The 25,278-nt window shown below is 59.4% G+C and carries 24 protein-coding genes; 8 read left to right on the top strand and 16 right to left on the bottom strand.

Annotation, left to right across the window (positions count from 1 at the left end; genetic code table 11):
- Positions 1-93 precede the first annotated feature (93 nt).
- Positions 94-1,065, bottom strand: a complete 972-nt coding sequence (locus LJF34_RS21445; protein WP_231187672.1) for a D-2-hydroxyacid dehydrogenase — start codon at positions 1,063-1,065, stop codon at positions 94-96.
- Between the two features lie 166 nt (positions 1,066-1,231).
- Between LJF34_RS21445 and LJF34_RS21440 the strand changes: the two genes are divergently transcribed.
- The 4 genes from LJF34_RS21440 to LJF34_RS21425 are packed head-to-tail and all read left to right on the top strand — an operon-like array spanning position 1,232 to position 5,559.
- A complete protein-coding gene (locus LJF34_RS21440; protein WP_231187670.1) occupies positions 1,232-2,623 on the top strand; it encodes an extracellular solute-binding protein in 1,392 nt (463 codons plus the stop codon).
- A gap of 1 nt (position 2,624) precedes the next feature.
- Positions 2,625-3,551 carry a sugar ABC transporter permease gene (locus LJF34_RS21435; RefSeq protein WP_231187668.1) on the top strand — a complete coding sequence of 309 codons (927 nt, stop codon included), beginning with the start codon at positions 2,625-2,627 and terminating at the stop codon, positions 3,549-3,551.
- Entirely contained in the window at positions 3,548-4,381 is an 834-nt protein-coding gene (locus LJF34_RS21430; protein ID WP_231187666.1) for a carbohydrate ABC transporter permease, read from the top strand. Before LJF34_RS21435 ends, LJF34_RS21430 begins: the two co-directional genes overlap by 4 nt.
- Positions 4,378-5,559 (top strand): ABC transporter ATP-binding protein, encoded by a 1,182-nt coding sequence (locus tag LJF34_RS21425; RefSeq protein ID WP_231187664.1) that lies wholly within the window; start codon positions 4,378-4,380, stop codon positions 5,557-5,559. Before LJF34_RS21430 ends, LJF34_RS21425 begins: the two co-directional genes overlap by 4 nt.
- Before the next feature lie 254 nt (positions 5,560-5,813).
- On the opposite strand, the gene LJF34_RS21420 is transcribed toward LJF34_RS21425, so the two are convergent.
- From LJF34_RS21420 to LJF34_RS21395, 6 genes are all read right to left on the bottom strand, one after another.
- The gene (locus tag LJF34_RS21420) at positions 5,814-6,242 is read right to left on the bottom strand and encodes a helix-turn-helix domain-containing protein (protein ID WP_231187662.1); all 429 of its coding nucleotides are present in this window, start codon (positions 6,240-6,242) and stop codon (positions 5,814-5,816) included.
- A 297-nt stretch (positions 6,243-6,539) separates the two neighbouring features.
- Complete coding sequence (locus LJF34_RS21415) at positions 6,540-7,760, bottom strand: CoA transferase (RefSeq protein WP_342765891.1); 1,221 nt, start codon at positions 7,758-7,760, stop codon at positions 6,540-6,542.
- Positions 7,761-8,040: 280 nt separating this feature from the next.
- A complete protein-coding gene (locus tag LJF34_RS21410; protein ID WP_231187659.1) occupies positions 8,041-9,921 on the bottom strand; it encodes a CocE/NonD family hydrolase in 1,881 nt (626 codons plus the stop codon).
- A gap of 140 nt (positions 9,922-10,061) precedes the next feature.
- Positions 10,062-11,051: a TatD family hydrolase gene (locus tag LJF34_RS21405; RefSeq protein ID WP_231187658.1), complete on the bottom strand. Its 990-nt coding sequence runs from the start codon at positions 11,049-11,051 to the stop codon at positions 10,062-10,064.
- A gap of 6 nt (positions 11,052-11,057) precedes the next feature.
- Positions 11,058-11,945, bottom strand: coding sequence for a fumarylacetoacetate hydrolase family protein (locus LJF34_RS21400; RefSeq protein WP_231187657.1), 888 nt, complete (start codon positions 11,943-11,945; stop codon positions 11,058-11,060).
- A 34-nt stretch (positions 11,946-11,979) separates the two neighbouring features.
- Entirely contained in the window at positions 11,980-12,387 is a 408-nt protein-coding gene (locus LJF34_RS21395; RefSeq protein ID WP_231187656.1) for a DoxX family protein, read from the bottom strand.
- A 284-nt stretch (positions 12,388-12,671) separates the two neighbouring features.
- Here LJF34_RS21395 and LJF34_RS21390 point away from each other — a divergent pair, with 284 nt between their 5' ends.
- On the top strand, positions 12,672-13,559 hold the full coding sequence (locus LJF34_RS21390; RefSeq protein ID WP_231187655.1) for a fumarylacetoacetate hydrolase family protein: 888 nt from the start codon (positions 12,672-12,674) through the stop codon (positions 13,557-13,559).
- Between the two features lie 19 nt (positions 13,560-13,578).
- On the opposite strand, the gene LJF34_RS21385 is transcribed toward LJF34_RS21390, so the two are convergent.
- From LJF34_RS21385 to ribB, 3 genes are all read right to left on the bottom strand, one after another.
- Positions 13,579-14,583, bottom strand: coding sequence for a TatD family hydrolase (locus LJF34_RS21385; RefSeq protein WP_231187654.1), 1,005 nt, complete (start codon positions 14,581-14,583; stop codon positions 13,579-13,581).
- Positions 14,584-14,629: 46 nt separating this feature from the next.
- Complete coding sequence (locus LJF34_RS21380) at positions 14,630-15,853, bottom strand: iron-containing alcohol dehydrogenase family protein (protein WP_231187653.1); 1,224 nt, start codon at positions 15,851-15,853, stop codon at positions 14,630-14,632.
- Between the two features lie 128 nt (positions 15,854-15,981).
- Positions 15,982-16,686, bottom strand: a complete 705-nt coding sequence (gene ribB, locus LJF34_RS21375) for a 3,4-dihydroxy-2-butanone-4-phosphate synthase (protein WP_231187652.1) — start codon at positions 16,684-16,686, stop codon at positions 15,982-15,984.
- 156 nt (positions 16,687-16,842) lie between these two features.
- Here ribB and LJF34_RS21370 point away from each other — a divergent pair, with 156 nt between their 5' ends.
- A complete protein-coding gene (locus LJF34_RS21370; protein WP_231187650.1) occupies positions 16,843-17,391 on the top strand; it encodes an HIT domain-containing protein in 549 nt (182 codons plus the stop codon).
- Positions 17,392-17,444: 53 nt separating this feature from the next.
- On the opposite strand, the gene LJF34_RS21365 is transcribed toward LJF34_RS21370, so the two are convergent.
- From LJF34_RS21365 to LJF34_RS21340, 6 genes are all read right to left on the bottom strand, one after another.
- On the bottom strand, positions 17,445-17,834 hold the full coding sequence (locus LJF34_RS21365) for a CTP-dependent riboflavin kinase (protein WP_231187648.1): 390 nt from the start codon (positions 17,832-17,834) through the stop codon (positions 17,445-17,447).
- 87 nt (positions 17,835-17,921) lie between these two features.
- Entirely contained in the window at positions 17,922-18,821 is a 900-nt protein-coding gene (locus tag LJF34_RS21360) for an alpha/beta hydrolase (RefSeq protein ID WP_231187646.1), read from the bottom strand.
- Between the two features lie 82 nt (positions 18,822-18,903).
- Positions 18,904-19,302 (bottom strand): VOC family protein, encoded by a 399-nt coding sequence (locus tag LJF34_RS21355; RefSeq protein ID WP_231187645.1) that lies wholly within the window; start codon positions 19,300-19,302, stop codon positions 18,904-18,906.
- A gap of 128 nt (positions 19,303-19,430) precedes the next feature.
- A complete protein-coding gene (locus LJF34_RS21350) occupies positions 19,431-20,594 on the bottom strand; it encodes an LLM class flavin-dependent oxidoreductase (RefSeq protein WP_231187642.1) in 1,164 nt (387 codons plus the stop codon).
- A 143-nt stretch (positions 20,595-20,737) separates the two neighbouring features.
- Complete coding sequence (locus tag LJF34_RS21345; RefSeq protein ID WP_231187639.1) at positions 20,738-22,213, bottom strand: CoA-acylating methylmalonate-semialdehyde dehydrogenase; 1,476 nt, start codon at positions 22,211-22,213, stop codon at positions 20,738-20,740.
- A gap of 99 nt (positions 22,214-22,312) precedes the next feature.
- Positions 22,313-23,548, bottom strand: coding sequence for an iron-containing alcohol dehydrogenase (locus LJF34_RS21340; RefSeq protein ID WP_231187637.1), 1,236 nt, complete (start codon positions 23,546-23,548; stop codon positions 22,313-22,315).
- A 180-nt stretch (positions 23,549-23,728) separates the two neighbouring features.
- Between LJF34_RS21340 and LJF34_RS21335 the strand changes: the two genes are divergently transcribed.
- Together LJF34_RS21335 and LJF34_RS21330 are read left to right on the top strand one after the other, a co-directional pair.
- The gene (locus LJF34_RS21335; protein ID WP_231187635.1) at positions 23,729-24,454 is read left to right on the top strand and encodes an ABC transporter ATP-binding protein; all 726 of its coding nucleotides are present in this window, start codon (positions 23,729-23,731) and stop codon (positions 24,452-24,454) included.
- Between the two features lie 2 nt (positions 24,455-24,456).
- Positions 24,457-25,155, top strand: coding sequence for an ABC transporter ATP-binding protein (locus tag LJF34_RS21330; RefSeq protein WP_231187633.1), 699 nt, complete (start codon positions 24,457-24,459; stop codon positions 25,153-25,155).
- Positions 25,156-25,278 lie beyond the last annotated feature (123 nt).

Here is a 25,278-nt window from a genome sequence, read left to right as displayed (position 1 = left end):
TTAAACGTAATTCCTTCGCGGGAGGAGTCTTCAAACGCTGAAGCGGCACGTTCGCGTGCTCCGAGGGAAGGACGCCGGTTGGCTGGCGGCCGGTTACGATCGAACGACGTTTTCCAACCCTTCCGTACCGTTCGTTTCCGAGAGCCGATTCACGTTACCCGCAACGATTTCCGCCAGCCTGTCCCAGTGTTTCGGGCTGTGGCCCGCGTTGTGAGGTGTAATCGTGACGTTCTCGAACTGCCAGAGGGGATGGTCCACCGGTAGCGGTTCGGGGTCGGTGACGTCGAGTGCGGCACCGTCGATCTGATTTTTCTGGATCGCGGAGATCAGGGCGTCGGTGTCGATTATCTTCCCTCGGCCGACGTTGACCACCCTCGCGTTCGGTGGCAACGTCTTGAACTCCTCCTCGGAAACGAGGTCACGCGTCGTGTCGCTTAACGGTGCGGCGATGAGGAGATAATCCGTCCTCGACAAGGCGTCGTGGAACGCCTCCCGTTCGAACCCGATGACCTCGTCGGTCGAACCGCCCTTTTCGGGCGTGTACCGAACCCCGATAGTGTGGACATCGAATCCGGCGAATCGGTCGACGATGGCCGTTCCGATGGCCCCCAATCCCACGACGGTAACGGTGCTCCCTTTCAGCTCCTCGGCTTGGTAATGTCGCCATTCGTGACGCTTTTCGCGCTCCCACCCTTCTCGAAGGCGGCGCGAGAACGAAAGCACGTAGCCGAGGACCTGTTCCGCGATGTTCGGCGCGTGAATACCCGACGCGTTCGTCACCGTGACGTCCATCTCGGAGAACGTTTCGAGCGGGAGGTGGTTGTAGCCCGCCGCCACGCCGGCGAACAACCGCAGGTTTTCCGCGTGTTCCAGTAGCTCTTCGTCGATATCGACGCCGGTGACGACCCGCGCTTGCTCGATTCCGTCTCGCTCTTCCGCGGGAGTACGGGCGAGATGGACGCGGTGATCCGGCAACCGTTCGTCGAGCATGGCCGCGTACTCTTCGGCCGGCAATCCGTGTGTGTCACTTCGTAGTACGAGGATGTCTGCTGATTCGTCGTTCATAGTGTAGCTCGCCAACAGGTCCGGTCCTGTGGCAGTAGTCTAAACAGTTCGAAGGGAGTATATCAATGTTTTTCTCCCGATTTTATATGATACGGAATGTGATCGAGAGTGAAAGTATTACATTCCCACCAAAGATTTATATGGGTATGTTTGTTTGTGACAAACCATGTCGGTTGAGGCATCAAGACGACAGTTTGTCAAAACGATTGGAATCGGTGGAATCGCTGGACTTTCCGGCTGCCTTAGCGCCGTGACCGATGGGAACGGCTCCGGCGGAGGCGGGAAGGATTTCGAATACTGGGAGTACTTCCACTCCCAATCGGAGGTCGCAAAGCAGTTGATGGAGTCGTCGGTCGACGAGTTCGGGTCGAATCACGACGTGCCGATGAAGATGAACTGGGCGAGTTGGGACGACATCAACGGCGGGAAGTGGAAGAACAACATCAAAAACGGGAACCGTCCGGTCATTTACGACTCCACGAACTCTCTCAACGGGCAGTTCATCGACCCCGGCTGGGTGAAACCGGTCGACGAGTACAAGGACAGACTCGACTCGAACGCGTTGAAAAACGTCGAGTGGGCCTTTGAAATGGCCGAGAGTTGCTATCGAGGCTTCGACGCCAAACTCTACGAAGTCCCGATCGGATTGGAGGTGGGCGCGCCGTTCATCGCGCGAGCCGACCACTTCGAGAAGGCCGGACTCTCCATCGAGGACGATTTCCCGCCGAAGGACTATCAGGACCTCCTTCGGGTCGCGAAACGGCTACAAAAGAACGGACCGGGGGACTACGGCTTCCAGATTTACGGTGCACAGGGCGACGTCACCGACGAGGCCCTCGTGACGTGGGCCGCATCCGATGGAGGGTACGACGGGATGTACCTCAACAAGGATTGGTCGGACGTGAACTACGACACCGACGCTTGGAAGAAGGCGACGAGGCAGTACGTCGACATCTACCAAAAGCACGGGCTCTCCTCGGACAAAGCCCCGACGGCGTCGAACGAGGCCGTCGCCCAGAGCCTGATATCCGGTTCCGTGAGCATGTATCAGGGCAGCACGAAGGATTTCGGTCTGTTCCGAAGCCGTGCAAAGGACATGCTCAAGGACGGGAAGATCGTTTTCGCCCCCTCGTGGAAGGGCAAGGCGGGTAACCGCGGGGATTTCTTCACGCAGTGTGTCGCTCTCATGCGAAAGCCGGACGGCGTGAAAAAGGACGTCTGGAAGAAACACGAGGACGCGGCCATCGACTGGATAAACAAGCTCCTCTCGAAGGATTTCCAGAAGGAGGTCCCCCGTTCCTTGGCGACGCTCCCGGTCAGGAAGGACGTCTGGGACGGGTTGAAAAACGACGAGGCGTTGGGTAACAGCAATTTCATGTCGACGTTGGAGACGACCGTCGACGGGATGGAGAACGGATGGGCCAGCCATCCGAAGATGAACGCCATCCAGTACAACATCGCCGGTCCACTCTTCCAGGAGGCCGTCCGCGGGAAGATATCCCCCGAGGAGGCGTGCGATCGATCGGCGAAGCAGATACGGAACCAAATAGAGCTCTGATATGTCGACACGAAACATCTTCGACGTGGGAAAGCGGACCGAACGGTATCGGAACCGACTGTCGGAGAACTGGTTCTCGTATCTACTGATACTCCCGGTACTCGTCTTCCTCATCGTACTCATGTGGATGCCGTTCATCCAGGGGATCTACATGAGCTTCAACGACTGGCCGTTCGGCGGCGATCCGACGTGGACCGGTTTGGCCAACTACGAGTTCCTGTTCGGGTGGAACCCGTTCTATACCTCTCTGAAGGCGACGCTGATTTTCACCCTGACGACGGTGTTTCAACTGATCGTCGCCATCGCCGCGGCGCTGGCGGTCCGCGAACTCCGTCGCGGCAAGGGGTTCGTTACCGGGATGTTTCTCATCTCGTACACGGTTCCGCCGCTGGTGACGGGTACCATCTGGGCGTACATGCTCGAACCGGACCTCGGGCCCGTCTTCGGCTATCTCACGAAGTGGCATATCCTGAACGAGACCATCTACTGGGGTAGCAACGGCGATATGGCGCTCGGAGTCGTCATGTTCGTGACGACGTGGACGTTCTGGCCGTTCATGTTCCTCATCATCTCCGCGAATCTGGAGAGCATCCCCGAGGAGATGTACGAGACGGCACGGATGTACGGCGCGAATCGGTTCCAGACGTTCCTCCGCGTCACGCTTCCCCAACTGAAGAGCGCGATTCTCGTCGCCGTGAGCATCCGCCTCATCTGGAACATGACGAAGATATCCCAAGTCCTACAGCTCACGAACGGCGGTCCGGGATACGACACCTCCATTCTGGCGGTGTTGCTCTACCGATTCGCATACGGTCAGGGTCGCATGGGCGTCTCCTACGCCGTCGGTATCATCCTGCTCCTCCTGACCATCGGCTTCGTGTTCGTGTTCATCCGCGAGTTCGAACGCGCGAGCGAGGAGGGAGCATGAGTACACAGGAGTACGACGCCGTCGGCGTGACCATCAAGGCGACCACGTACGGCGTCGTCGGGTTTCTCGTCCTGGCGAACCTCATTCCGCTGCTGTTCATCGTTTCGGTGTCGTTCATGTCGCCGAACGAGTTCTTCGGCGCGCCGCACATCGTCCCCCACTCGCCGACGCTGGAGGCGTGGACGAGCGGCTATACGGAACTGAAGGACAACCTCGTGAACAGCTTCCTCATCGGTTCCGGGACGGCGATACTGGCGCTGATAATCACCATTCCGGGTGCCTACGCGTTCGCTCGCAAGGAGTTCTACGGAAAAACCGCGGGGTTTTACGCCATCATCTCGGCGATGATGTTCCCGTACATCCTCCTCGTCATCCCGATCATGGACCTGTGGAACGACTTGGGACTGTACAACACCCTTCCCGGAATGATCCTCGCCTATCAGGTGTTCGTCACCCCGTTCGCGATTTGGATCCTTCGGGATTTCTTCGAGAAACTCCCGGACGACATCGAGGAGGCGGCGCAGGTGTACGGCTGTACGCAGTTCACGGCGTTCCTGCGGGTCATCCTCCCGCTGGCCGCTCCCGGAATCGTCGCCGTCGGCTTCCTCGCCTTCCTCACCGGGTGGAACGACTTCCTCTTCGCGAACCTGCTCACGACCGGTACCGGACCGGTACCCGCCGTTCCGGTGCTGTACGGCACCATCGGAGGCGGTTCGGGTGAGCGGGTGTATTGGGGTAAGCTGATGGCCGAGACGCTCATCATCGGCATCCCACCGACGATGATCTACCTCGTCGCGCGGAACTACCTGGAGAACGCATTCACCGTATGACTCACACAACGATGACTCGAACCACAGACGCTACTTCGAACGAATCGACGGTCGCATCGAACGCCAACCAACCCTCCGAAACGAGCGGGGGAACGCACATCCAAATCGACGAAGTCCGGAAGACGTTCAACGAGGGGCAGATCGTCGCCTGCGACGATGTGAACATCGACATCGATGAGGGCGAATTCGTCGTCTTCGTCGGCCCATCGGGATGCGGGAAAACCACCACGCTTCGTTGCATCGCCGGATTGGAGGAGCCGGACGAGGGTCGGATCCTCGTGGACGGAACGGACATCACCGGCCTGAAATCGAAGGACCGAAACCTCGCGTTCGTCTTCCAGAGCATCGCCCTGTTTCCGCACATGAGCGTGCGGAAGAACATTCGGTTCGGTCTCGACATGAACACGGACCTCTCGAAGGACGAGAAGAATCGACGCGTCGAGGAAGTCGCCGAAACGCTCGACATCGCGCCGATGTTGGACCGAAAACCCTCGGCACTGTCGGGGGGACAACAGCAACGCGTTTCGCTCGGGCGTGCGATGGTGATGGAACCCGCGGCGTTCCTGCTCGACGAACCGTTCTCCGCGCTCGATGCGAACCTCCGCGACCACATGCGCGTCGAGGTAAAGAAGATTCAACGCGAACTGAACACGTCGATGATCTTCGTCACCCACGACCAGGAGGAAGCGATGACGCTCGGCGACAAGATCGTCGTAATGGACGACGGTCACGTACAACAGATCGGCAGCCCCTACGATATTTACAACGACCCCACGAACCGCTTCGTCGCCGACTTCATCGGGTCGCCATCGCCGAATTTGATCGAGGGAACGGTCGAAAACGGTTCCACCGGTCTCTCTTTCGTCACCGACGTCGGCACGATTCCAGCGACGGACGAGCAAACCGCGGTGATGAAAGAGCGCGTTGGGGAAACCATCATTTACGGCATCCGACCGGAGTACTTGAGTCTCGATAGCGGTCCGGGCACGTTCGCCGCGGATGTCGACGTGATCGAACCGCTCGGCGACAGGGATGCGATCCACCTCTCCGCAAACGGAACGTCCCTATCGGCGCTCACGTCGCAGGGCGAAATCCCACGGCATACTGACCGCGTTCAGGTGGAATTGGAGACCGAAGAGGCGTGGCTATTTGAAAAATCGGGAGCTCGAATAACCTAAATTCACCTATTACGGGCACTTTCCGGCGCATTCGGGGATAAATCTATTGTGAAGGGAGCCGAACGCACACGAGTACGATTGGAACCCATGACACGACAAGACTCCACTTTTCGCGCGGCGGTGGAGGGTGCGACCGTTGCTCACAGGTCGTTCCCTACCGAATTCGACGTCGAAACCAAAGGCTAAAATCCACCACTCTGGATGGTACTTGATATTTATCATAAGGTACGATAAGTGAACAAAAATTATTGTACTCATTTCCGATCAACGGACCACTCCCGGACGAGCCGCCGAATATGCCCGAGCGAGTAGGAAACGTCGTACTCGTCCTCGATATGACGGCGAACGAGTTCGGGTGACCAGTCGGTGGCATCGTATCCCGATTCGGTCGGTTCCCCCATCAGATCCCGTCGAAGCGCGGTTCGTTCCTCTCGGTCGAGTTTCGTAGGACGACCGGGACGATCGTCGTCGTGAATCGCGGATTTTAGCGATTTCGTACCGACCCTATCGATCCAGTAGTACAGCGTCGATTCCGGGATGCCGTAGATTTCGCTCTGCGTAGAAATCGAGATACCGCCGTCGTACGCCAACGCGACCATCAGCCGCTTTGCCGCCTTCGGATCCGACACGTCGGCGAGTTCGTCCCGCAGTACCTCGGTCGACACGTCCGCGAGTTTGTTCATGGTTGGCGATTCTCACTGCTCGGATAAAACTACAACTATTTATGATCACCGACTCACCGAGCACCGCCTCTCTCGAATCTGGAGGACTCTCGGGGATTTGACGACCGTTCGGTGGATCGTTTGAACGAAATCCCCTCCACGATCGCGAATCGGATGAAGAAATCCGGGAGCACGGGTGTTCGACCCCCCACATTATGCTACTGACTCTATCAAAAGTCGGACGACCGACTCGCGATCATAACCACCGCTGTGATATCGACGAATCGTGGTACGGTGTCCGAAAACGCTTCGATACCATCACTCGGTATCGTCGCTCTTCGTCCCATGGATTCCGGCCTCCTCGAGTCGGTCTACCTCCTCGTCGGAATATCCCAATTTTCGTAGGACCGCACGGTTGTGCTCCCCGAGCGTCGGCGGAGGGTCACTGAACCCGCTCTCAGCATACTTGTATCGGAGCGGATGTTCGATCACGGGAATCGTTCCGAGTTTGGGATGGTCGATTTCGACGAGCGCGTCACGAGCCTCGACTTGCGGATTGTTGAGCGCTTCCTCGACGGTGAACACTGGTCCAGCAGGTACGCCGGCGTCCTCGACCAGAATTTCGATCCACTTGTCGGTGCCCTTCGTCGAGAGTGTATCTTCGAGTTCCTCCTCGAGCGCACCCATGTTCTGTACCCGATCGGCGTTCGTCTCGAAACGCTCGTCGATCGGGAGATCCGGGCGATCCAACGCTTCACACAGTTCGTACCAGAGCTTCTGGTTCAGACACGCGATGTTGATGTAGCCGTCGGCCGTTCTGAAGGACTGATACGGTGCGAGCACCGGATCCCTCGTCCCCATTCGATCGGGGGATTCGTCCGCAAACACCTTGCCTGCCTGTTTAGTGAGCCAAGGGAGAGTCGACTCGAGCATCCCGAGATCGATGTACTCACCCTCGCCCGTGGTCTCGCGCCTGTAAAGTGCGGTAACCGTTCCGAACGCGCCCCACATCGCCGTGATGAGGTCCGTCATCGGGAGCCCCACTTTCACGGGTTGTCGTCCCTCCTCTCCGGTCACACTCATTATCCCGCTCATTCCCTGTATCAGGAGGTCGTAGCCCGGACGCTCGCGCCAGGGGCCGGTCTGTCCGAACGCGGAGATGGCCAGATAGATGATGTCGTCGTTGTACTCGGAGATCGTCTCGTAATCGACATCGAGACGTTCGGCCGTCCCCGGACGATAGTTCTGAATAAACACGTCCGCCTCTTCGGCCAATTCATAGAGCGTTCGCTTCGCATCGTCGTTTTTCAGGTCCAGTTCTATGCTCCGTTTTCCGTAGTTCACCGTCCAGAAGTACGGCGATTCGCCGTTTATGAATGGGGGACCCGAATGGCGGTTATCGTCACCGATTTCGGGCCGTTCTATTTTGATGACTTCTGCACCTTGGTTTGCGAGCATCGCGGAGCAGAACCCACCGGTTACAAACGTGGACAGATCGAGAACCGTAATTCCCTCTAGGATCCTCTTGTAAGTGGTCACGACTATATCATATTATGATAGTGGCCGGGTATAGCATTTTCTATCACGAAACGATCATATTCACACGACGAGCTTTCGGGCCGTGGGAGGCGGCCTTCCGACCGAACAGTACGTGCATACATGTAGCCATCATTGGCGGCTCAATGGCTACATTTGGCCAGCGGGACGCTCGGATTCGAGGATCGCTCGTGGAAGCCGGCGAAGTATGCCCGCGAGACGATGGGAGTCTCCCACCGGTTGCCGATCAAATTTACGTCCCGGAAACGGCCTGATCACACCGTCAGCGTGAAAGTACGGGCAACTCGACGTGGGTCGGGTGTTCCCGGTCGTGGTAGAGCGTGTTTTCGGCGACTTCGAACTTCCTCCCGTCGTACAGCTCTCCGCCCGTATTTCGGTTGACGTCGTATCGCGGGAAGTTCGAGGAGGAGATGTCGACTCGAATCCGGTGGCCTTCTTTGAACACGTTCGCGGTCGGATACAGTTCGAGTTCGTACTCGTACACCTCGCCCGGTTCGATGAGGGCTGGCTCCGTTCTGTGGCCGCGGTACCGTGCCCGACAGATCGAATCGGTGAGATTGAGGGCGAACCCGCCGGTGAAGTCCTCAGTCGGTGGATATTCGTCGATCAGCTTTGCGGTGAAATCCGTGTCCGGAGCCGTACTGGCGGCGTAGAGTCGTACCCGCACCGGGCCGACGATTTCGAGGTCCGTTTCCAGCTTTTCCGTCCGAAATACCACGACATCGTCACGGCGTTCGAGCGGTCCGTACGGAGGGTCGGCACCGAAGGTGCTCGCTCGGGTCCGTTGATCGTACCCGCCGCTCCCCGTGATGTTCACGAGATAGCGTTCTTCGAGCGGGTATTCGAGGATCGATTCGTCGCGTTGCTCGTATGTGACATACGAAGAACAGTTACCGCCGATAGTCGGAACCGGATCCCGAGGGTCGAACGAATACGTCGTTTGCGCCGATCGAACCGTCGGCTCCGTACGGGTAAGCGACCCATCGGGCCGAGCGAAAAATCTCGTGGGCTGCGCGTCGGGGAGGGGCCACTCCCTCGCCGTGGCCCACTCCCCGCCGTGGAGGAGACGGTCATCAGCACAGCGCGATCCGTCGCCCGTCCCCATACGGAAGTATCGAACCGGCGGTTCGTCCCACGTATCCCGTCCTTTGAGGTAGTGGTCGAAGAAACGCAACCTCGTCCCCTGATAGTCTCGAAACGACCGTTCCCCGAACTCGATCTCGCCGGAGTAGGTCTTGTTCCACGAGGAGAGCGGATACTCGTTCCAGCCGTGGGTCCACGGCCCCATGAGGAGGAACTGATCGGACGATTTCAGGTCCGAGAGGGCCTCGAAATTGTTGCAGGTGCCGATAGCGTACGAATCGTACCACGCGCCGGAATACACGGTCGGAACGTCCGCCATCTCCTCGTAGTACGATTCGAAATTTATCCCGGGCGAGGACCACCGTTCGTCGCCGGCACTCCCCGTCGTGAGCATATCGAACATCCACTCCTCGTATTCGGGTAGATGTTTGAGCGGAGACTGCCCCCGTTTGACGGGTGCTCCGGCCAGTACGTCCCGAACGTCGACGTTCGCCAAGTGCTCTTGGAGCGCCGAGTCCCGGAGCGCCCGTTTGGCGAATCCGCCGCCCAACGTGAACGCCCAACAGAGCCATCGGAGTTCGAACGCCCCGTGATGTCGAAGCGTCGCCTTCCGTCCGTTCGCCGGCCCCTGATTGACGAACATCGCTTCGAGATGCGGTGGGTCCTGCGTTGCGAGCGCACTCTGTACCCAAGCCCCGTACGACGACCCCATCGTCCCGACCAGACCGTTGCAGTACTCCTCGTTCGCGATCCACTCGACGGTGTCGTAGCCGTCTTCCGGTTCGTCGACGAACATCTCGAACGTCCCGCCGCTATTGAACCGTCCTCGACAGTCCTGGAGAACCACGACGTACCCACGCTTTGCGAACCACTCGCCGTGACGCGTCATCTCTCCCCGTTTGTTATACGGAGTTCGGCTCAGAAGTGCCGGCTTTGGCTCGTCGACCACCGCTCCGTTTTTTGCGGGTCGGTACACGTCGGTCGCCAATTCGACGCCGTCGCGCATCTCAACCATCACGTCCAGTTTCGCGTGAACCTCGAACGAGGGTTCAGAATCCATACGTATGATGAGGTACAACTGTACTTAAAATATATCCACGATTTGCGGCGTTCCCCGTCGACCGAACGGGGGGTTTGCCGCTTTCGGGAAACGTCGAACGCTACAAAATTCCCGCGAGTGAACAATACGGCCGATGGTGGTCACGCGAGAATCCGTTTCGGATTCTCGTACACTACCTGTCGGATCGTATCGACGTCGAGTCCCATGCGATACATTTCGAGAATCGTTCGCTTGAATGCGAACACGTCACTCCGGAGCACTCCCGCGCTATCGGTTTCGACGAGGATACGGTCCGGCCCGTACTCCGCAACCACCTCGGCGACGTGATGGGGCGAAACCCCGAGGAGCCACGGATAGCTGACCGTGAAACTCAGATAGCAATCCGTGTTCTCCAAGACGTACGGGGCGATCTTTTTGTCGGCGTGGGAGAGCACCATCCGATCGTCGGGGAGTCCCGCCTCGTCCTTCAGTTCGATATCCATCTCGATCGCCTCCCGTTTCGGATTCTCCGCGGTCAACACGGGTTCCTGCTGCAAAGCGAGTTCCAACTCGTATCCGGGAACGTCTCCACGGGTCCGGTCGGGGAACTCGACGTCCCTGAGATCGGCAGGCGTGTGTAGTATCGCCGGGAGGCCGTGATCGGCCGCCACTTCGAGTTGCCGTCTAGTGACCTCCTTTTGTTCTTCGAGGGACCATCCGGCGACGTGTTGTGACTCCGTGATCCCGATTTCGCCGACCGCCGCAACCTCGTCGAGGGCACAGTACTCGGGGAGCACCGCGAGGATTTCCTCGTAGTCCTCCACACGAGCGCCGGTATGAACGCCGACACCGATCTTCGCGTCGATCAGGTGCGACTGGCGGATCGATGAGAGCCGATTGAGCGCATCATCCCAGAGATACCGGATATCGTCGGCCTCGACCGGTTTGTACGGCGTCCAATAGTACGCTGCCGCCATCATCACCATCGACTCGCATCCACTCAACGTGAACTTCTCGCGATCGTTCCACGACAGGGTGTGTGCGTGGTTGTGGATGTCGATCCACGGCATGCTGCTCAGTTCGGTCGGGACTATATCCTCGGCCTCGCTGTACTCCGCGTCCGTCGGACGCCGGGTCGGGTACGTTCCCATGGTTGCTTACCCAATGTAGCGGCACCCGTTTGTAAGTTCCCCGAGACCCTCGATGCCGACGGTCATCGTGTCCCCCTCCGAAAGAAGGACCCGTGGATCACGGAAGTAGCCGACGCCGTCGGGCGTTCCGGTGAATAGCACGTCGCCCGGAGACAGGGTGAACGCCCGACTGCAGAACGAAACGAGTTCCGCTATCGGGAAGATCAAATGTTTCGTGTTGGAGTCCTGTAACCGTTCGCCGTTAACCTCCGTCCAGATGTCGAGGTCGCCCACGTCGTCGATCTCGTCCGGGGTGATGAGATGCGGGCCGATCGGTGCGAAGGAATCCAGACTCTTCCCCCTGACCCACTGCTCATCGGCAAGTTGGAGGTCGCGGGCGGAAACGTCGTTTCCGATGGTGTATCCCGCCACGTAGTCGAGGGCATCGTCCTCGCTCACGTTGCGCGCTCGTTCGCCGATTACGACCACCAGTTCGCCCTCGTAATCGACCGCCTCGGTCAGCTCCGGGTCCCACTCGACCGGCTCGTCCGGCCCCACGATGGCCCGCGGGAACTTGGAGAACACCATCGGAGAATCCGGGGTGTCCTGATCGCCCTCCTCAGCGTGTTCCATGTAGTTCAGCCCGATGGCGACGACCTTCTCCGGTTCGGTGATCGGAGCCACCGGTACGACGGCGGAGTGGGAACGCATCGCATCTCCGGTCTCCTCGGCGTACGCGGTCGCGAATTCGACCTTCTCCCGCCAGTTCCACGTCTCGATTATTTCGCGGAGGTCGGACGGCAGCGTAACGCCCGACCGCCTGCCCGCTACGTTCAGATCGACGATTCCGCCGTCGACGACGCTCCCTGCCCACGGCCGTTCGTCCTCGCTCGTTCGAAATTGTCCGAGTTTCATGCGTATCTAACTGTATTCGGTCCAACCTTCTCGGTCAGAACAACCCGATGTTGGCGGCGTACGCCCACGTTTCACCTCCGACGGCCAAGAGAACGAGCGTGCCTCCGAGCAAGCCGACGTTCTTCAGGAAGTGGTTCAACTCGTTCTGTCGGTCCTCGCCGGACTGGTTCCAGAAGTCGTGGAACAACAGCGTCGCGACGATGAGGAACACCGCGAGAGCGCCCGCGGAGATCACCGGATAGATTCCGGCCATGATGCCGATGGATGCGAGGACCAGCACTACTCCCGACGAGATGACCGATAACGAGGGGGCGGGAATGTCCTTGTACTCCGAATATCCGACCCTGCCCTCGTAGTCGACGAAATGGTTGTATCCGTTATACAGAAACATTCCGCCGAGAAGCAGTCGCCCGGCCAACAGGAACTCACCTTCAAGCGCCATTCCCGACCACCGGTTGCGATTTTTTAGCATCTGATGCGCTCACAGTTCGATTATTAATTGTGGACATCAAGCTACGTTATGAAGGATTGGGTTATAGCTGTTTGGAATCTTGCCATTTTCTCTGCAAGACGATCCCTGCACTGACATCGCCGATTTCGGAGACGTTGACAGGAATCCACCGGAGGACGAACGCAGCAGACGAACGGCCGAATAATCGCGTATCGGAACCCACCGTGAAGGGCCATCATCGGGATTAAGTATGGTGGCGGTTTTACTTAGCGACGATGCGAATAGGTTGTTACAGTTCGAACGGAACCGGCCAACCGTGGTGTGGTGCCCGCACCTCGGACGACGACGTAGTTAACCTCCACGCGGCAGGAAAGAAGGCGGGAGTCGAGATTCCGCGACGGCTCCCCGAACTCCTCGAAACGTGGAACTGGAAGGAGAGAGCTTCCTTCGCCGTGGACTACGCGATGGAAAACGAGGTGGACTGCCACGCCATCGACGACCTCGAACGACACGCACCGATAGGAGACCCCCAAAAAGTCGTGTGCGTCGGATTGAACTACGAGGAACACGCCGAAGAAGGGGAGAACCCGATTCCGGACGAACCGGTGTTGTTCTCCAAGTTCCCGACGGCCGTTCGAGGGCCGGATGACGACATCACGTGGGACCCCGAGTACACGTATGAAGTGGATTACGAGGCCGAGTTAGTCGCCGTGATCGGTCGTCGAGCCAGGGATGTGAGTGCCGACGAGGCGCGGGACTACGTGGCGGGGGTCACGGTGGGGAACGACGTCTCCGCCCGTGATCTACAGCACGGCGACGGACAATGGGTCAGGGGGAAGAGTCTGGATTCCTTCGCACCGACCGGGCCGGAACTGGTCACGCTGGACGAGATCGACGACGTGCACGACCTCGACATCTGGACGGAGATAGACGGGGAACGGTTACAGGATTCGACGACGGCGAACCTCATCTTCGACATCGACTATCTCGTCTCGTTCTGCAGTCGGGCGTTTACGCTCGAACCGGGCGATCTGCTATTCACCGGAACGCCACCGGGAGTCGGCGTGTATCGCGACCCGCAAGTCCTCCTGGGCGACGGGACGACGGTCACGGTCGGCGTCGAGGGGGTCGGAGAGCTAACGAACACGTGTCGGCACACCTGAATCGATCCGCGACGTGAGGTTATTCCTCCAGGTCAAAGACGTCCCGTGGATTTTCGAGGACGACTTGCCGGATATCGCTCTCATCGATCCCCATCCGATAGAGGTCGAAAATCGTCCGTTTTACGGAGAACGCGTCCGTCCGGAGGATATTCGCACAGTCCGTTTCGACCAGAATTCGATCCGGCCCGTACTCGCGAATCGTCTCCGCCACGTCGGCGGCGGTCACACCGGTCAACCACGGATACCCGACGGTGAAACTCAGATAGCACTCCGTCTCCTCCATGAGGTAGTTCGTGTTGTTCGGATCCGCGTGTGAAGCGACGATCCGTTCTTCGGCCAGACCTGCCTCCGTGGCGGTTTGAACGTCGATCTTGACCGCTTCGAGTTCGGGATTATCTCCCGTGATGACGGGTGAGGATGCGAGGGACGCGTTCTTCTCGTATCCCGGCGTGCTGGCCCCGACTCGATAGGTCGGGCTATCACCGGTTCCCCGATTCGGGGTGTGGAGGATGATCGGGAGGTCGTGTTCGTCCGCGAGCTCCATCTGTGCCTGAACGACCGCCCGCTGTTCGTCTACACCCCATGACTCAACGTGCTGGGACGGGGTGATGCCGGTTTCACCGAGTGCCACGACTTCGTCGAGTCGGCAGTACTCGTCCATCGCGGCCAGCAACTCGTCGGGATTCTCGATTCGAACGCCGGTGTGAACGCCCACCGCGAGATTGGCTTCGAAGAAATGGTTGGTTTCGATCGCTCGGCGGCGATTGATGGCATCGTCCCACAGGAAACGGACGTCGTCAGCGACCACCGGTTTGTAGGGTGTCCAGTGGTACCCCGATGCGACCATCACCATCGACTGACAACCGGAAAGCGCGTACCGTTCGCGGTCCTCCCACGAGAGCGTCTGGGCGTGGTTGTGGCAGTCTATCCACGGGAGATTGAGCAGGGACGAGGGTAAATCGACCGTCTCGTCGGAGAGATACTCCGCGTCGGTCGGCCGGCGAGTCGGATAGTCCGATGGCATACCGGAACAAGACGCTCATCCCGCATGAAACTTTAGGGGGATCGGTTCACCACATCCGCTCGAAAACGGTTTCGACGCCCGACTGGGTCGCATCGAGATCGGTCGGACCGGCTTGCATAAACGGATCCTCGATGACCGCCCGCGCGAGGTCTTGGAAATCGTCCCGTTCGGTTCCCTCGACCGAACGCAGCCGAGACGGTAAATCGAGCGCATCGCGGGTATCGACGACCGATTTCACGATCGCGGCCGCCGTCTCTTCGTCGGAATCGTCCGCATTCCGGACGTCGAACGCCTCCGCCAACAGATCGCGTCGTCCGTCGACCCGTTCGAAGAGGTAGCGGAGCACGTGCGGTGCCGCGATCGCGTGTGCGACCCCTTGCTGAACGTCGTAGTTCCGCGCGATGGCGTGGCCGAACGAGTGGATGACGGAGGCTCGGTATGCGTTCGGGGTCGAAAGCCCGTACTGCGCCGCGGCGATACCCTGCAGAATTCGGGACAGCTCCGCCCGACTCGTCGAGCCGGTAGTGAGAGTCGGGAGGTTCTCGTACAGCAGTCGAACGCCGCGAACGGCCGTCCCATCCGTGAGGGGATTGTGGTGACGGGTGTACAGCATTTCGATCCCCTTGTCGAATCCGTTCATCGCGGAGCGAGCGAGGATGTGGTCGGGGGTCGTTGCGAACAGGTCCAAATCGTGGAAGACCGCGGTCGGCATCAGACGACTGTCCGATACGCCGGCGCTGGGAATCTCGGATTTCGAACGTCCGTCCGGGTCCAAACTCAGCTTGACGCCCGCGACTTGCGAGAGATCGGCACCGGGTAAGGTCGTCGGCACGGCGAAGATATCCGGTAACGGGCGGTCACGATCGGGAACGAGAACCGCCTCACGATCCACAATCTCGGCCGTGACTTCGTCGAGGGGTCGGTCGTGCCCGGCGAGGACGCAGATCAGCTTGGCGGTATCCAGGCTACTGCCACCACCGATCGGGACGAGCGCATCGACGTCTTCCTCCTGAACCCGTGTCGCACCGTCGGAGGCCGATTCGAGGTATTTTTCCGGTGTCACGCCATCGAAAACGCCGACGAGAGACTCCCCGAGACCCTCACGAACCGGCCCGATGACGGGATCGACATCCCGCAAAGTGGCGTCCGTGACGAGTAGCGCCCGCGAGAGTCCCCGTCGTTCGAGTTCCGTCTCTAGATTTGCAACGACACCCGACCCGTGATGGATCGTAGCTGGTTGATACTCGAACGTATAACGATTACCATTCATTGTACGTAGATATCATTGGACCACATGGATATATAAGAGTACCTCCCAGCTCGGCTGGACGCCGAAACGAATCGGTGTATCGGTGTCAGACGCCGATTTTACCGTTCTGAAGCACCGATGACTACCGGTCAATCGGTACGGACTTCGTCGATGATCGTCGATTCGTCGAGGAAGACGAAGTCGTTGTGTTTTGCATACGACGCCGCGTTGGATCGGGAGAGTGCGCCCCCCGTTTTGTCGTCGAGCATCTCGCAGACGGCGACGGCCGGCGGAACGTCCGCCAACTCCGCAAGCGCGATGCCGAGTTCCGTGTGACCCCGCCTGTCCTCTAGGAGGTTCGGCGCGGCTTTGAGCGTATGTACGTGTCCGGGCGTGTCGAACTCCGCCGCGAAGTCGGTCCTTTCCGGATTCCGCGCCGCGTGACCGAGTTCGGAAATCGTCCGTGCTCTGTCGTTGTCGACGATACCGGTATACGTCTCCCGGTGGTTTACCGTCAGGGAAAACGAAGATCTGTCGTCGTAATCGATAGTGGTCTCGTTACCCGCCGGGTGGTCGATGAGCTCTTCCGCGAACGGGAGGCCGAACGTTTCAGCCACCTCGTGGGACAGGGCCACACAGATCAATCCGCCAGCGTCGTTTCGGAGTCGAGCGACGTTGGACGGCGTGACGGCGTGTGCCGGATACACGACGTCCACCTCGTTCTCCCGATCCGCTGCGTCGTGAATCAAAACCGGGTCACCGGCTTGGAACGCTTCGATAGCGCTATCCAACCCGTTCACGGGCTCCTTTCGGCGATAGCTGTAACTATCGGGGAGCATGCTATCACTCAACATGATCGATCGCCTCGGTCCGGCTTCTCGATATCCGATTCATAGGTCGAACTCGTCGGCGTATATAATAAATATTCCCCCGATCCGAGATGTGGTACGACGGAGTGACTTCTCGAACGGGCGGAGATTTTATACTAACACCCCCCGATGTCTGTAACAATGGACTCGCTGTTTGCTCCATGGCGGATGCAATGGGTGACCCGGGATCGTCCGGCGGATGGTGACGACACGGAGTGTATTTTCTGCCGTCTTCCCGCGGGCGATGACGACCGCAAAAACAACATCGTGGCCCGTAGCGAGCACGCCTACGTTCTGCTGAACAATATGCCGTACAATCCGGGGCATACGATGATACTGCCGTACGAACACACGGGACGGTTCTACTCCCTCGATGAGGGTGCACTCGTCGATTACATGAAAACCGCACAGATGGTCATCGAGGTGATCGAGGAGGCGCTCTCCCCGAACGGGTTCAACATCGGGTTCAACGTCGGCGCTGCAGGGGGAGCGTCGGTGACCGATCATCTCCACATGCACATCATTCCCCGGTGGGAGAGCGACACGTCGTTTCTGCCGCTCACGGCGAACACCGCGATCGTCGAAGAAGCGGTCGATGAAACCTACGAGCGACTTCATGACGGTCTGATCGATCTCACTTCGACGAACGCGCGTGGCGAAAACGAAGCCGTGGAGATAACACACGAATAACCCACGCGGCGGGAGGAGAACGAGTAGCCGGACGGTCACGGGGTCCGGTGGGGCTAAACCTCGGTACCCCCGGATTGGATTCGAATTTCGAAGGCCGTCCCATCGGAGAGGCCGAACCGCTCCCGAAGGTTGACGGGTGAGATCAGTTCGATGGTGGACGTATCGTAGTCGGTGCGGTGGGGGAGAACGAAATGGAGCGGAACCGAGTCCGTGCTCCCGGGGACGACGGCAGGATAACAGTCGACGGCACCAAACGAGCGGTCATCCGCTTCCCAGCCGTCGAGACGCGTGGGGTCGAGACGCGCCAGTCGTTCTCGAACCGGGGCATCCAGTTCGAGATTCAAGGTACCTGGATGCGGTTCGTACCCTAACTCTCGCTCGAACTGATGGGCGTAGCCCTCCATCGCGACGAATTTCTTTCCCCTCCCGAAGCCACTGGTCACGATTCCTCGTACTGTGAATGTCATTTGTCGGTTGCGTGAGTGATCCATAATCGACGACGTACGGGTCATTGCGGAGCCCACTCGGTTCTATTCGAGCGCGGATCGTAGATCCCCGGCGATATCCGCGAGTGCGTTCACCGACGGGTCGAATTCGAACGGCTGGGCAGCCATCTGAACGAAGGCGTGTATGACGTCTTCGTAGTGGTAATGGGACACATCGACACCGGCCGCTTCCAGCCGATCGGCGTACGCGATGGCCTCATCGCGGAGCGGGTCGAACCCACCCGTTACGATCGTCGCAGGGGGGAGGTCCCCGAGATCAGCGGCGAGAAGCGGTGACGCGTACACGTTCATCTCGTCGATGGGATGCTCGAAGTAGTGATCGTCGAACCACGTCAAATCCTCCTTCGTGATGAAGTATCCCTCCCCGTTTTCGTCGACCGAGTCCCAGTTCAGGTGATGTGAGACGGGAGGATAGAGCAGGACCTGATGCTCGATGGACGGACCGTCCCGATCTCGTGCCATCATCGCGACGACCGCCGCGAGGTTTCCACCGGCAGAGTCACCTGTTACAGCGAGACGATCGGTGTCGAGGCCGTATTCGCCCCCGTTCGCAGCGACCCACTCGGTAGCTGCGTACGCATCTTCGACGGCCGCTGGGAAGGGGCTCTCCGGAGCGAGTCTGTAGTCGACCGCGACGACAGCCACCTCGGTGGTGTTCGTCAGTCTCCGACAGAGTTCGTCGTGGCTATCGAGTCCGCCGGAGACGAATCCGCCGCCGTGGAAAAACATCGTCACCGGAAACGGCTGTTCGCCCTCGGGTAGGTAGATTCGGATGGGCAGATCGCCGCCCGGACCATCGATCGTTTCGTCGAGGACCTCCCCGACGGGTTCGGGTTCCTCGACGGCGAAAACCCCGGACGTAATCCCCCGCACTTCCTCGACCGGAAGTTCGTGGAACGCCGGTGCGTCTTCGGTCTCTGCCATGAAAGCTTTTAACTGCGGATGTGGTTCTTGTGCACGCATCACATTAGGAAGTGTTCTCCCACGATATATAACTTCAGGTGTATCACGCCGAAAGTGAGGCCGAAACCTCGATGGTGTAGCCGTCGGGGTCCGACAGAAGGGCCATTCGACGTCCCCAATCGACGTCCATCGGCCCCATTCGAACGACGTCTCCCGCCTCCGAGGCGCGTTCGCATACGGCGTCCACGTCGTCCGGAGTCCCGACGTCGAGGGCGACGATGACCCCCTTTCCTCTATCGTCACCGGGGTCGTCCAATCCGAATGCGTCGAGCACCTCGGGATCGAAATCCTCTTCGAGGACGAACGTCCCTTCGCCGGTTGCAAACTCCACGTTCCCCTCTTCGACCCGATCGGTCTCCAGACCGACGATGTCCTCGTAGAACGCCGTCGATGCAGTCAGATCCGTGACCATTAACAGCGACTGATGAAGCGATGGTAGCATACGATCCACACTTCCCGCTGGGGGACCAAGAGGTTTCGGGACGTTCGGGGTATGGGTTAAATACGGACGATGGGGGAATTCGATCGGAAAAAGGATCTGTCGGTTATCGAGGGAGACGAACCGGACGATTAGGGGTTTACCTCGCCGATCTCGTCGACTTCGGGTTTGACCTCGTCGGCGTACAGTCGGAGGTTTTTGCGGGCTTTCCAGTCCGGCAAGTCGCCGAAGTGGAACTGCCCCACGATCCGACCGAATCCGCCGACCTCCTCGTACTGTTTTTCGAGCGTTTCGACGACGTATTCGGGCGTGCCCACGATCGTTTCGCCGTACTCCTGGAACTCGTCGAAATCGTAGTTGAATGCGAACTCCCCGTGCGGGTGAAGCTCTTCGACGTACTCGTCCCACTTTTCCGGGTCGTACGGTTGGTCGCCCATCATGTTCGCAGAGACGCCGATGTGGACGCCAGCGGTGAGCGTCTGGTAGAACTTCCGTAGGTGGGGTTCGGCTTCCTCGCGGGCCTTCTCCATCGTCTCGGCGACGTAGATGGCTCGCATGACGCTGAAGTCCTCGTCGCTCGGAGTCCAACCGTAGTCCTCCTCCGCATAGTGGCGGTATTCATCGAACTTCTCGCTGATCGTCTCGACCGGCTGGAAGACGAGTCCGGTAGGGACGTGATTACGGGCGGTGAAGCGAAGCGATTCTTCGCTCTCCGCCGGCATCCACATCGGCGGATGCGGATCCTGATACGGACGCGGCCAGATGTACACGTTCTCGTATTGGAAGTACTCACCGTCCCAGTCGAACGGTTCGTCGGCGGTCCACGTTTTCATGATGAGGTCCCACGCCTCTTCGAATCGACCTCGGGATTCGCCCATGTCCACGCCGTAGGCAAAATACTCGCTCGGAATTCCGCGGGGAAAACCGCTGATGATTCGGCCTTCGGTGATGTTGTCCAACATGGCGAGTTCCTCCGCGAGCCGCACCGGGTTTTCACGGAGCGCCGGTAAATTGCCGAAAAACGCGATGGTGGTATCCTCGGTTCGGGCGGCCAGATTCGACGCCGTGATGTTCGGACCGGGTTGCAACCCATATGCGTTATAATGGTGTTCGTTGACGCCGACACCATCGAAACCTAACTCGGCGGCGTATTCGAGTTGGCCGAGGTACTCCTGATAATACTGGGCACCTTTCTCCGGATCGTAATCGTACTCGGCCCACGGCCAAGCTGATTTCTTCTCGGACAGGTCTTCGATATCCTGATACGGCATCAGGTGGAACGCAAATGTCTCCATGGGAAAATTATGTGTGTTAGTACTACTTAATAGTATATGATATTTCGCCGACCATGGGAGAGAGACGATCTTCGGTGCGCGGAGAGCACTCCGGAATCCCGGTCGTGAAACGCAAAGAAACCCGTGAACACGGACCGAACGCCTCAGGCGTCGGGCCAACGCTCGATGTACACCGTCTCGTCCGTGTAGAATCGAACCACGTCCTCCGCTTGCGCATGGAGGTCCCCAAAGAACGAATCTTTCCGCCCGCCGAAGTGGAAGAACGCCATCGGTGCGGCGGTGCCAGCGTTGACGGCGAGATTACCGGCCCGAGCGTTGTGTCGGAAGTTTCGTGCTTCCGCTCCACTACCGGTGAACAGGCTCGCAGCGTTCCCGAAGTCCGACGCGTTCAGCACCTCGATACCCTCGTCCACGTCGGCGACGGGCATCAAACCGAGAACCGGGCCGAAGATCTCCTCGCGAGAGATGACCATGTCCTCGGTGACGTCCCTGAACACGCACGGCCCGAGGAAGTTCCCGTCCTCGTAGCCGTCCACCTCGACGTCCCGTCCGTCGAGGACGAGCGTCGCACCCTCTTGAACCCCCGTTTCGACGTAGTTCCGAACCCGTTCTTCGTGCTCCGGCGTGATGAGAGCGCCGACGTCCGTCTCGCCGTCGAGTCCGTGGCCGACCGTTTGATCGCCCGCGATATCGACGACGAGGTCGACGAACTCCTCGTAGACGCCCTCTTCGACACAGATAACGTCGTTCGCGAGACAGCGCTCGCCGCCACAGGCGAGCGCCGAGGAGACGCTCTTTTCCGCGGCGAACTCGAGATCGGCGGTCTCCGAGACGACGATGTGGTTTTTCGCGCCGCCCTGTGCCTGTACGCGCTTGCCGTTGGCCGCCGCCCGCTCGTAGATGGTCTTCGCGACGGGCGTGCTGCCGACGAAGGAGACGCCCTCGATACCGTCGTGGTCGAGTATCGCGTTCACCGTGTCGACGCTTCCGTTGACCAACTGGACGACGCCGTCGGGAAATCCGGCTTCGTCGATGAGTTCGAACAGTCGTTTGGCGGTCAGCGGGTCGCGCTCGCTCGGCTTGAGGATGAACGAGTTACCCGACGCGACGGCGTAGGGCAGGAACCACAGCGGAATCATTCCGGGGAAATTGAACGGGGTGACGGCCGCGAAGACGCCGAGCGGCTTCCGGACGGCCGTCTCGTCGATGTTCGGTGCGGCGTTTTCGACGTGGCCAGCCTGCATCAGCGTCGGCATTCCGCAGGCAGTTTCGACGTTCTCGATGCCGCGACGGAGTTCCCCCTTCGCCTCGCCGAACGTCTTTCCGTGTTCCCGGACGAGCAGTTCGGCCAGTTCGTCGATGTTCGCCTCGAGGAGGGTTTTCAGTTCGAACAACGGTTGGATGCGCTCCTCGATCGGCCGCTTGCTCCACGATTCGAACGCCCGCTGACCCTGCCGTACGGCGTCGTCGACATCGTCCTCGGTACTGAATCCGACGTAGGATAACGGTTCCCCGGTCGCCGGATCGATTACGTCCATTCCGTCAGCGCCGGTGGCGTCCGTCCACTGTCCACCGATGTAGTTCCCGACGCTGTCCTGGTCGCTCTTTGTTTCGGACATACGTATCAGTTATCTACCACCCCCATTAGTAGTTTTGATTCGACCAGTTCGGTCGTGACGAGACGTGAAATCGGAACCGTTCGGGAGAGACGGGAGGTTTCAGGAACGACGCCGACCGTCGGGAGCAAGCGCGTCGTCGTAGATTTCGACGTACAGTTCGCGGATCTCCTCGGCCGTCGGCTTCCGCGGATTGTTGGCGGGCGAGCCCGAATCGATGGCGTCCTGCGTCATCTCCTCGATGACGTCGAGGTACTCTTCACGAGCGGGCACCTCGCCGAAGTCGTCGAGGTAGCCGGTCAGGTCAAGGTCGTCACAGAGTCGGAGTATGCCGTCGGCCGCCCGGTCGGCGGCGGTACGGGTGTCGTCGTCTTCGTCCGCCGCACCGAGGATGCGTGCGACGGTCGCGTACTTCTCCGGCGCGGCCATCGCGGAGAAATCCGCGACGTACGGGAGGATGAGCGCGTTCGCCAGCCCGTGTGGAATGTGAAGTTGCGCCCCAAGCGGGCGTGCGAGGCCGTGGACGAGCGCCACGGAGGAGTTGGTGAACGCCTGCCCGGCTTGAAGCTGCCCCACGAGCATGTCGGCGCGAGCGTCGAGATTCTCGCCGTCCGCCCACGCGACCGGAAGGGACCGTGCGATGCGCCGCATCGCTTCCACCGCGAATCCGTCGGGAATACCGTACGAGTTCACCGACACGTAGGCCTCGATGGCGTGGGTGAGCGCGTCGATACCGGTAAACGCGGTGTGGCTCCGAGGGAGCGAAACGGTGAGTTCCGGATCTTCGATGGCGACGTCCGGGACGACGTTTTTCGAGACGATGAGGAACTTCGTCGCCGTCGATTCGTCGCTGACGACGACGGAGCGGGTCGCTTCGCTGCCGGTTCCGGCCGTCGTGTTGACGGCGAGAAGCGGCGGCGTCGGGTTCGGAACACCTTCGTATCCGGCTTTGTCGACGCCGAAATCCCGAATCTCGCCGCCGTTTCCGGCGAGGATGCCAACGCCTTTGCCGGTGTCGATGGACGAGCCGCCGCCGAGGGTGACGACGATGTCGCAGTCGTGTTCCTCCCACGATTCGTACGCCTCCTCGATGTTCTCTACGGTCGGGTCGGGACGGACGTCGGTGTAGACGACGGTTTCGATTCCCTGTTCGTCGAGCGTTTCGAGTACCACGTCCCCGTGAACGTCGAAAATCCGTTCGGTTGCGACGAGCAGCGCCGTTGTCCCGTAAAGGGACGCGTAGTCGCCGACTTCCTCGACGGCACCGGCACCGACGACGACGTTGCTTGGCGATACGACTGTTCGCGTCTCCCGCGAGAGGACGGTATCGTGAGACATACTCTCACAACTCCCCGGTTTCTAATTAATTCTTCCGGATGATGTCAACCCGCATCGTGGTTTGTCTTCATCACGAAATTGACGACGGGGGACGTTCGCTGCCAACCGTCGACAACCCAGTTCGCTCCCGTGCGGAGGGATACCCTATGATTTATATCGTGGTGCAGGAAAACACTACCCATGTTAACGGCTAGCGAAGTAACCAAACGCTTCGGCGGTCTAACCGCCGTCGATGACGTGGACTTCAGCATCGACAGTGGCGAAATAGTCGGTCTCATCGGCCCGAACGGTGCGGGGAAGACGACGCTGTTCAATTCGATCGCCGGCGTTTACACGCCGGAACACGGCAGTATCACCTTCGACGGCGAAGAGGTGGTGGGGAGATCGCCACACGAGATCGCTCGCCAAGGGATATCCCGGACCTTTCAGACGGCTCGGACGTTTAACGAGTCCACGGTACTCGACAACGTTCTCGCCGGAGCCGTGTTCGGAAAGAAGGACTCGGGATCGCTCGACGAAGAACGCGAAAAAGTGTGGGAGTACCTCGAATTCATCGGCCTCGAAGACGAGGCCGAAGAGGACGCAAGCAGCCTCACGATCGCCCACCGAAAACAACTCGAACTCGCTCGGGCACTGGCCTCCGAGCCCAAACTCATCCTGGTCGACGAAATCGGGAGCGGACTGACGCCGGCGGAACTCGGGGAGCTCTCGGCAAACCTCCAGAAGACGCGCGACGAGTTCGGCATCTCGGTGTTCTGGATCGAACACGTGATGGACGCCATCATGGCTGCTACCGACAGGATAATCGTCCTCAACCAGGGGGAGAAGATCGCGGACGGGACGCCGAAACGGATTCAACAGGACCCCCACGTGGCGGAAGCGTACCTCGGCGGGGTGGAGGTGTGACGATGATCACGGTTAACGATCTCAACGTCCACTACGGGGATTTGCAGGTCCTCTGGAACGTCTCGCTCGAAATCGATGATGACGATTCCGTCGTCGCAATCGTCGGCCCAAATGGTGCCGGAAAGACGACGCTACTCAAAACGCTCTCGGGCGTGCTCGACCCCACGAGCGGCGAGATAGAGCTGTTTGGCGAACCGGGGTCGTCGATGGCCCCGAGCGACAGGGTCAGTAACGGGTTCGTCCACGTCTCGGAAAAGCGGAACCTCTTCGGCGATCTCTCGGTGTACGAAAACCTCCGGATGGGTTCGTACACCCAACGGGACGATTTCGAGCGGACGCTCGAGGAGGTCATCGAGATGTTTCCCGTCCTCGAAGAGCGGCGGGAGCAGAAGGCGAGCACGCTCAGCGGCGGTGAACAACAGATGCTTGCAATCGGCCGAGGGCTGATGGCGAAGCCGGAGGTGTTGGCCCTTGATGAACCGTCGGGCGCTCTCGCGCCGCAACTCGTCGAACGAGTGTTCGAAAAAATCGACGCGATCAGTAACGATGTTACGGTCGTCCTCATCGAACAGCACGTCGATCAAGCACTCGATCTCGCGAATCGTGCCTATCTTCTCGAAAACGGACGTATCGCTGCGGAAGGAACCGGACAGGAGCTGCTCGATAGCGACCACGTCAGACAGAGCTACTTGAGCGGATAGCGGGCCCCTAATATAAGGTTTTGAGTTCATGTTTTAATATATTCTAGGCTAGCAGATGATTTTATCGCTGTTTACACTTCTTATATTAAAGAAAGAGATAAATACGTTCCCTTTGCGGCTAGA

The sequence above is a fragment of the Haladaptatus sp. DYF46 genome (genome assembly GCF_021083305.1).
Taxonomy (GTDB): domain Archaea; phylum Halobacteriota; class Halobacteria; order Halobacteriales; family Haladaptataceae; genus Haladaptatus.
Note: the sequence above shows the minus strand (reverse complement) of the source record. Positions and strands in the feature narration are given on the sequence as shown.

What these genes read in the sequence shown, in the direction of transcription:
- LJF34_RS21410 (WP_231187659.1), bottom strand. Translation starts at nt 9,921, where the DNA reads ATGGATTCTGAACCCTCGTTCGAGGTTCACGCGAAACTGGACGTGATG.
- LJF34_RS21440 (WP_231187670.1), top strand. Translation starts at nt 1,232, where the DNA reads ATGTCGGTTGAGGCATCAAGACGACAGTTTGTCAAAACGATTGGAATC.
- LJF34_RS21335 (WP_231187635.1), top strand. Translation starts at nt 23,729, where the DNA reads ATGTTAACGGCTAGCGAAGTAACCAAACGCTTCGGCGGTCTAACCGCC.
- LJF34_RS21420 (WP_231187662.1), bottom strand. Translation starts at nt 6,242, where the DNA reads ATGAACAAACTCGCGGACGTGTCGACCGAGGTACTGCGGGACGAACTC.
- LJF34_RS21445 (WP_231187672.1), bottom strand. Translation starts at nt 1,065, where the DNA reads ATGAACGACGAATCAGCAGACATCCTCGTACTACGAAGTGACACACAC.
- LJF34_RS21425 (WP_231187664.1), top strand. Translation starts at nt 4,378, where the DNA reads ATGACTCACACAACGATGACTCGAACCACAGACGCTACTTCGAACGAA.
- LJF34_RS21345 (WP_231187639.1), bottom strand. Translation starts at nt 22,213, where the DNA reads ATGTCCGAAACAAAGAGCGACCAGGACAGCGTCGGGAACTACATCGGT.
- LJF34_RS21390 (WP_231187655.1), top strand. Translation starts at nt 12,672, where the DNA reads ATGCGAATAGGTTGTTACAGTTCGAACGGAACCGGCCAACCGTGGTGT.
- LJF34_RS21355 (WP_231187645.1), bottom strand. Translation starts at nt 19,302, where the DNA reads ATGCTACCATCGCTTCATCAGTCGCTGTTAATGGTCACGGATCTGACT.
- LJF34_RS21380 (WP_231187653.1), bottom strand. Translation starts at nt 15,853, where the DNA reads ATGAATGGTAATCGTTATACGTTCGAGTATCAACCAGCTACGATCCAT.
- LJF34_RS21405 (WP_231187658.1), bottom strand. Translation starts at nt 11,051, where the DNA reads ATGGGAACGTACCCGACCCGGCGTCCGACGGACGCGGAGTACAGCGAG.
- LJF34_RS21350 (WP_231187642.1), bottom strand. Translation starts at nt 20,594, where the DNA reads ATGGAGACATTTGCGTTCCACCTGATGCCGTATCAGGATATCGAAGAC.
- LJF34_RS21370 (WP_231187650.1), top strand. Translation starts at nt 16,843, where the DNA reads ATGGACTCGCTGTTTGCTCCATGGCGGATGCAATGGGTGACCCGGGAT.
- LJF34_RS21400 (WP_231187657.1), bottom strand. Translation starts at nt 11,945, where the DNA reads ATGAAACTCGGACAATTTCGAACGAGCGAGGACGAACGGCCGTGGGCA.
- LJF34_RS21435 (WP_231187668.1), top strand. Translation starts at nt 2,625, where the DNA reads ATGTCGACACGAAACATCTTCGACGTGGGAAAGCGGACCGAACGGTAT.
- LJF34_RS21330 (WP_231187633.1), top strand. Translation starts at nt 24,457, where the DNA reads ATGATCACGGTTAACGATCTCAACGTCCACTACGGGGATTTGCAGGTC.
- LJF34_RS21340 (WP_231187637.1), bottom strand. Translation starts at nt 23,548, where the DNA reads ATGTCTCACGATACCGTCCTCTCGCGGGAGACGCGAACAGTCGTATCG.
- ribB (WP_231187652.1), bottom strand. Translation starts at nt 16,686, where the DNA reads ATGTTGAGTGATAGCATGCTCCCCGATAGTTACAGCTATCGCCGAAAG.
- LJF34_RS21360 (WP_231187646.1), bottom strand. Translation starts at nt 18,821, where the DNA reads ATGGCAGAGACCGAAGACGCACCGGCGTTCCACGAACTTCCGGTCGAG.
- LJF34_RS21430 (WP_231187666.1), top strand. Translation starts at nt 3,548, where the DNA reads ATGAGTACACAGGAGTACGACGCCGTCGGCGTGACCATCAAGGCGACC.
- LJF34_RS21395 (WP_231187656.1), bottom strand. Translation starts at nt 12,387, where the DNA reads ATGGCGCTTGAAGGTGAGTTCCTGTTGGCCGGGCGACTGCTTCTCGGC.
- LJF34_RS21385 (WP_231187654.1), bottom strand. Translation starts at nt 14,583, where the DNA reads ATGCCATCGGACTATCCGACTCGCCGGCCGACCGACGCGGAGTATCTC.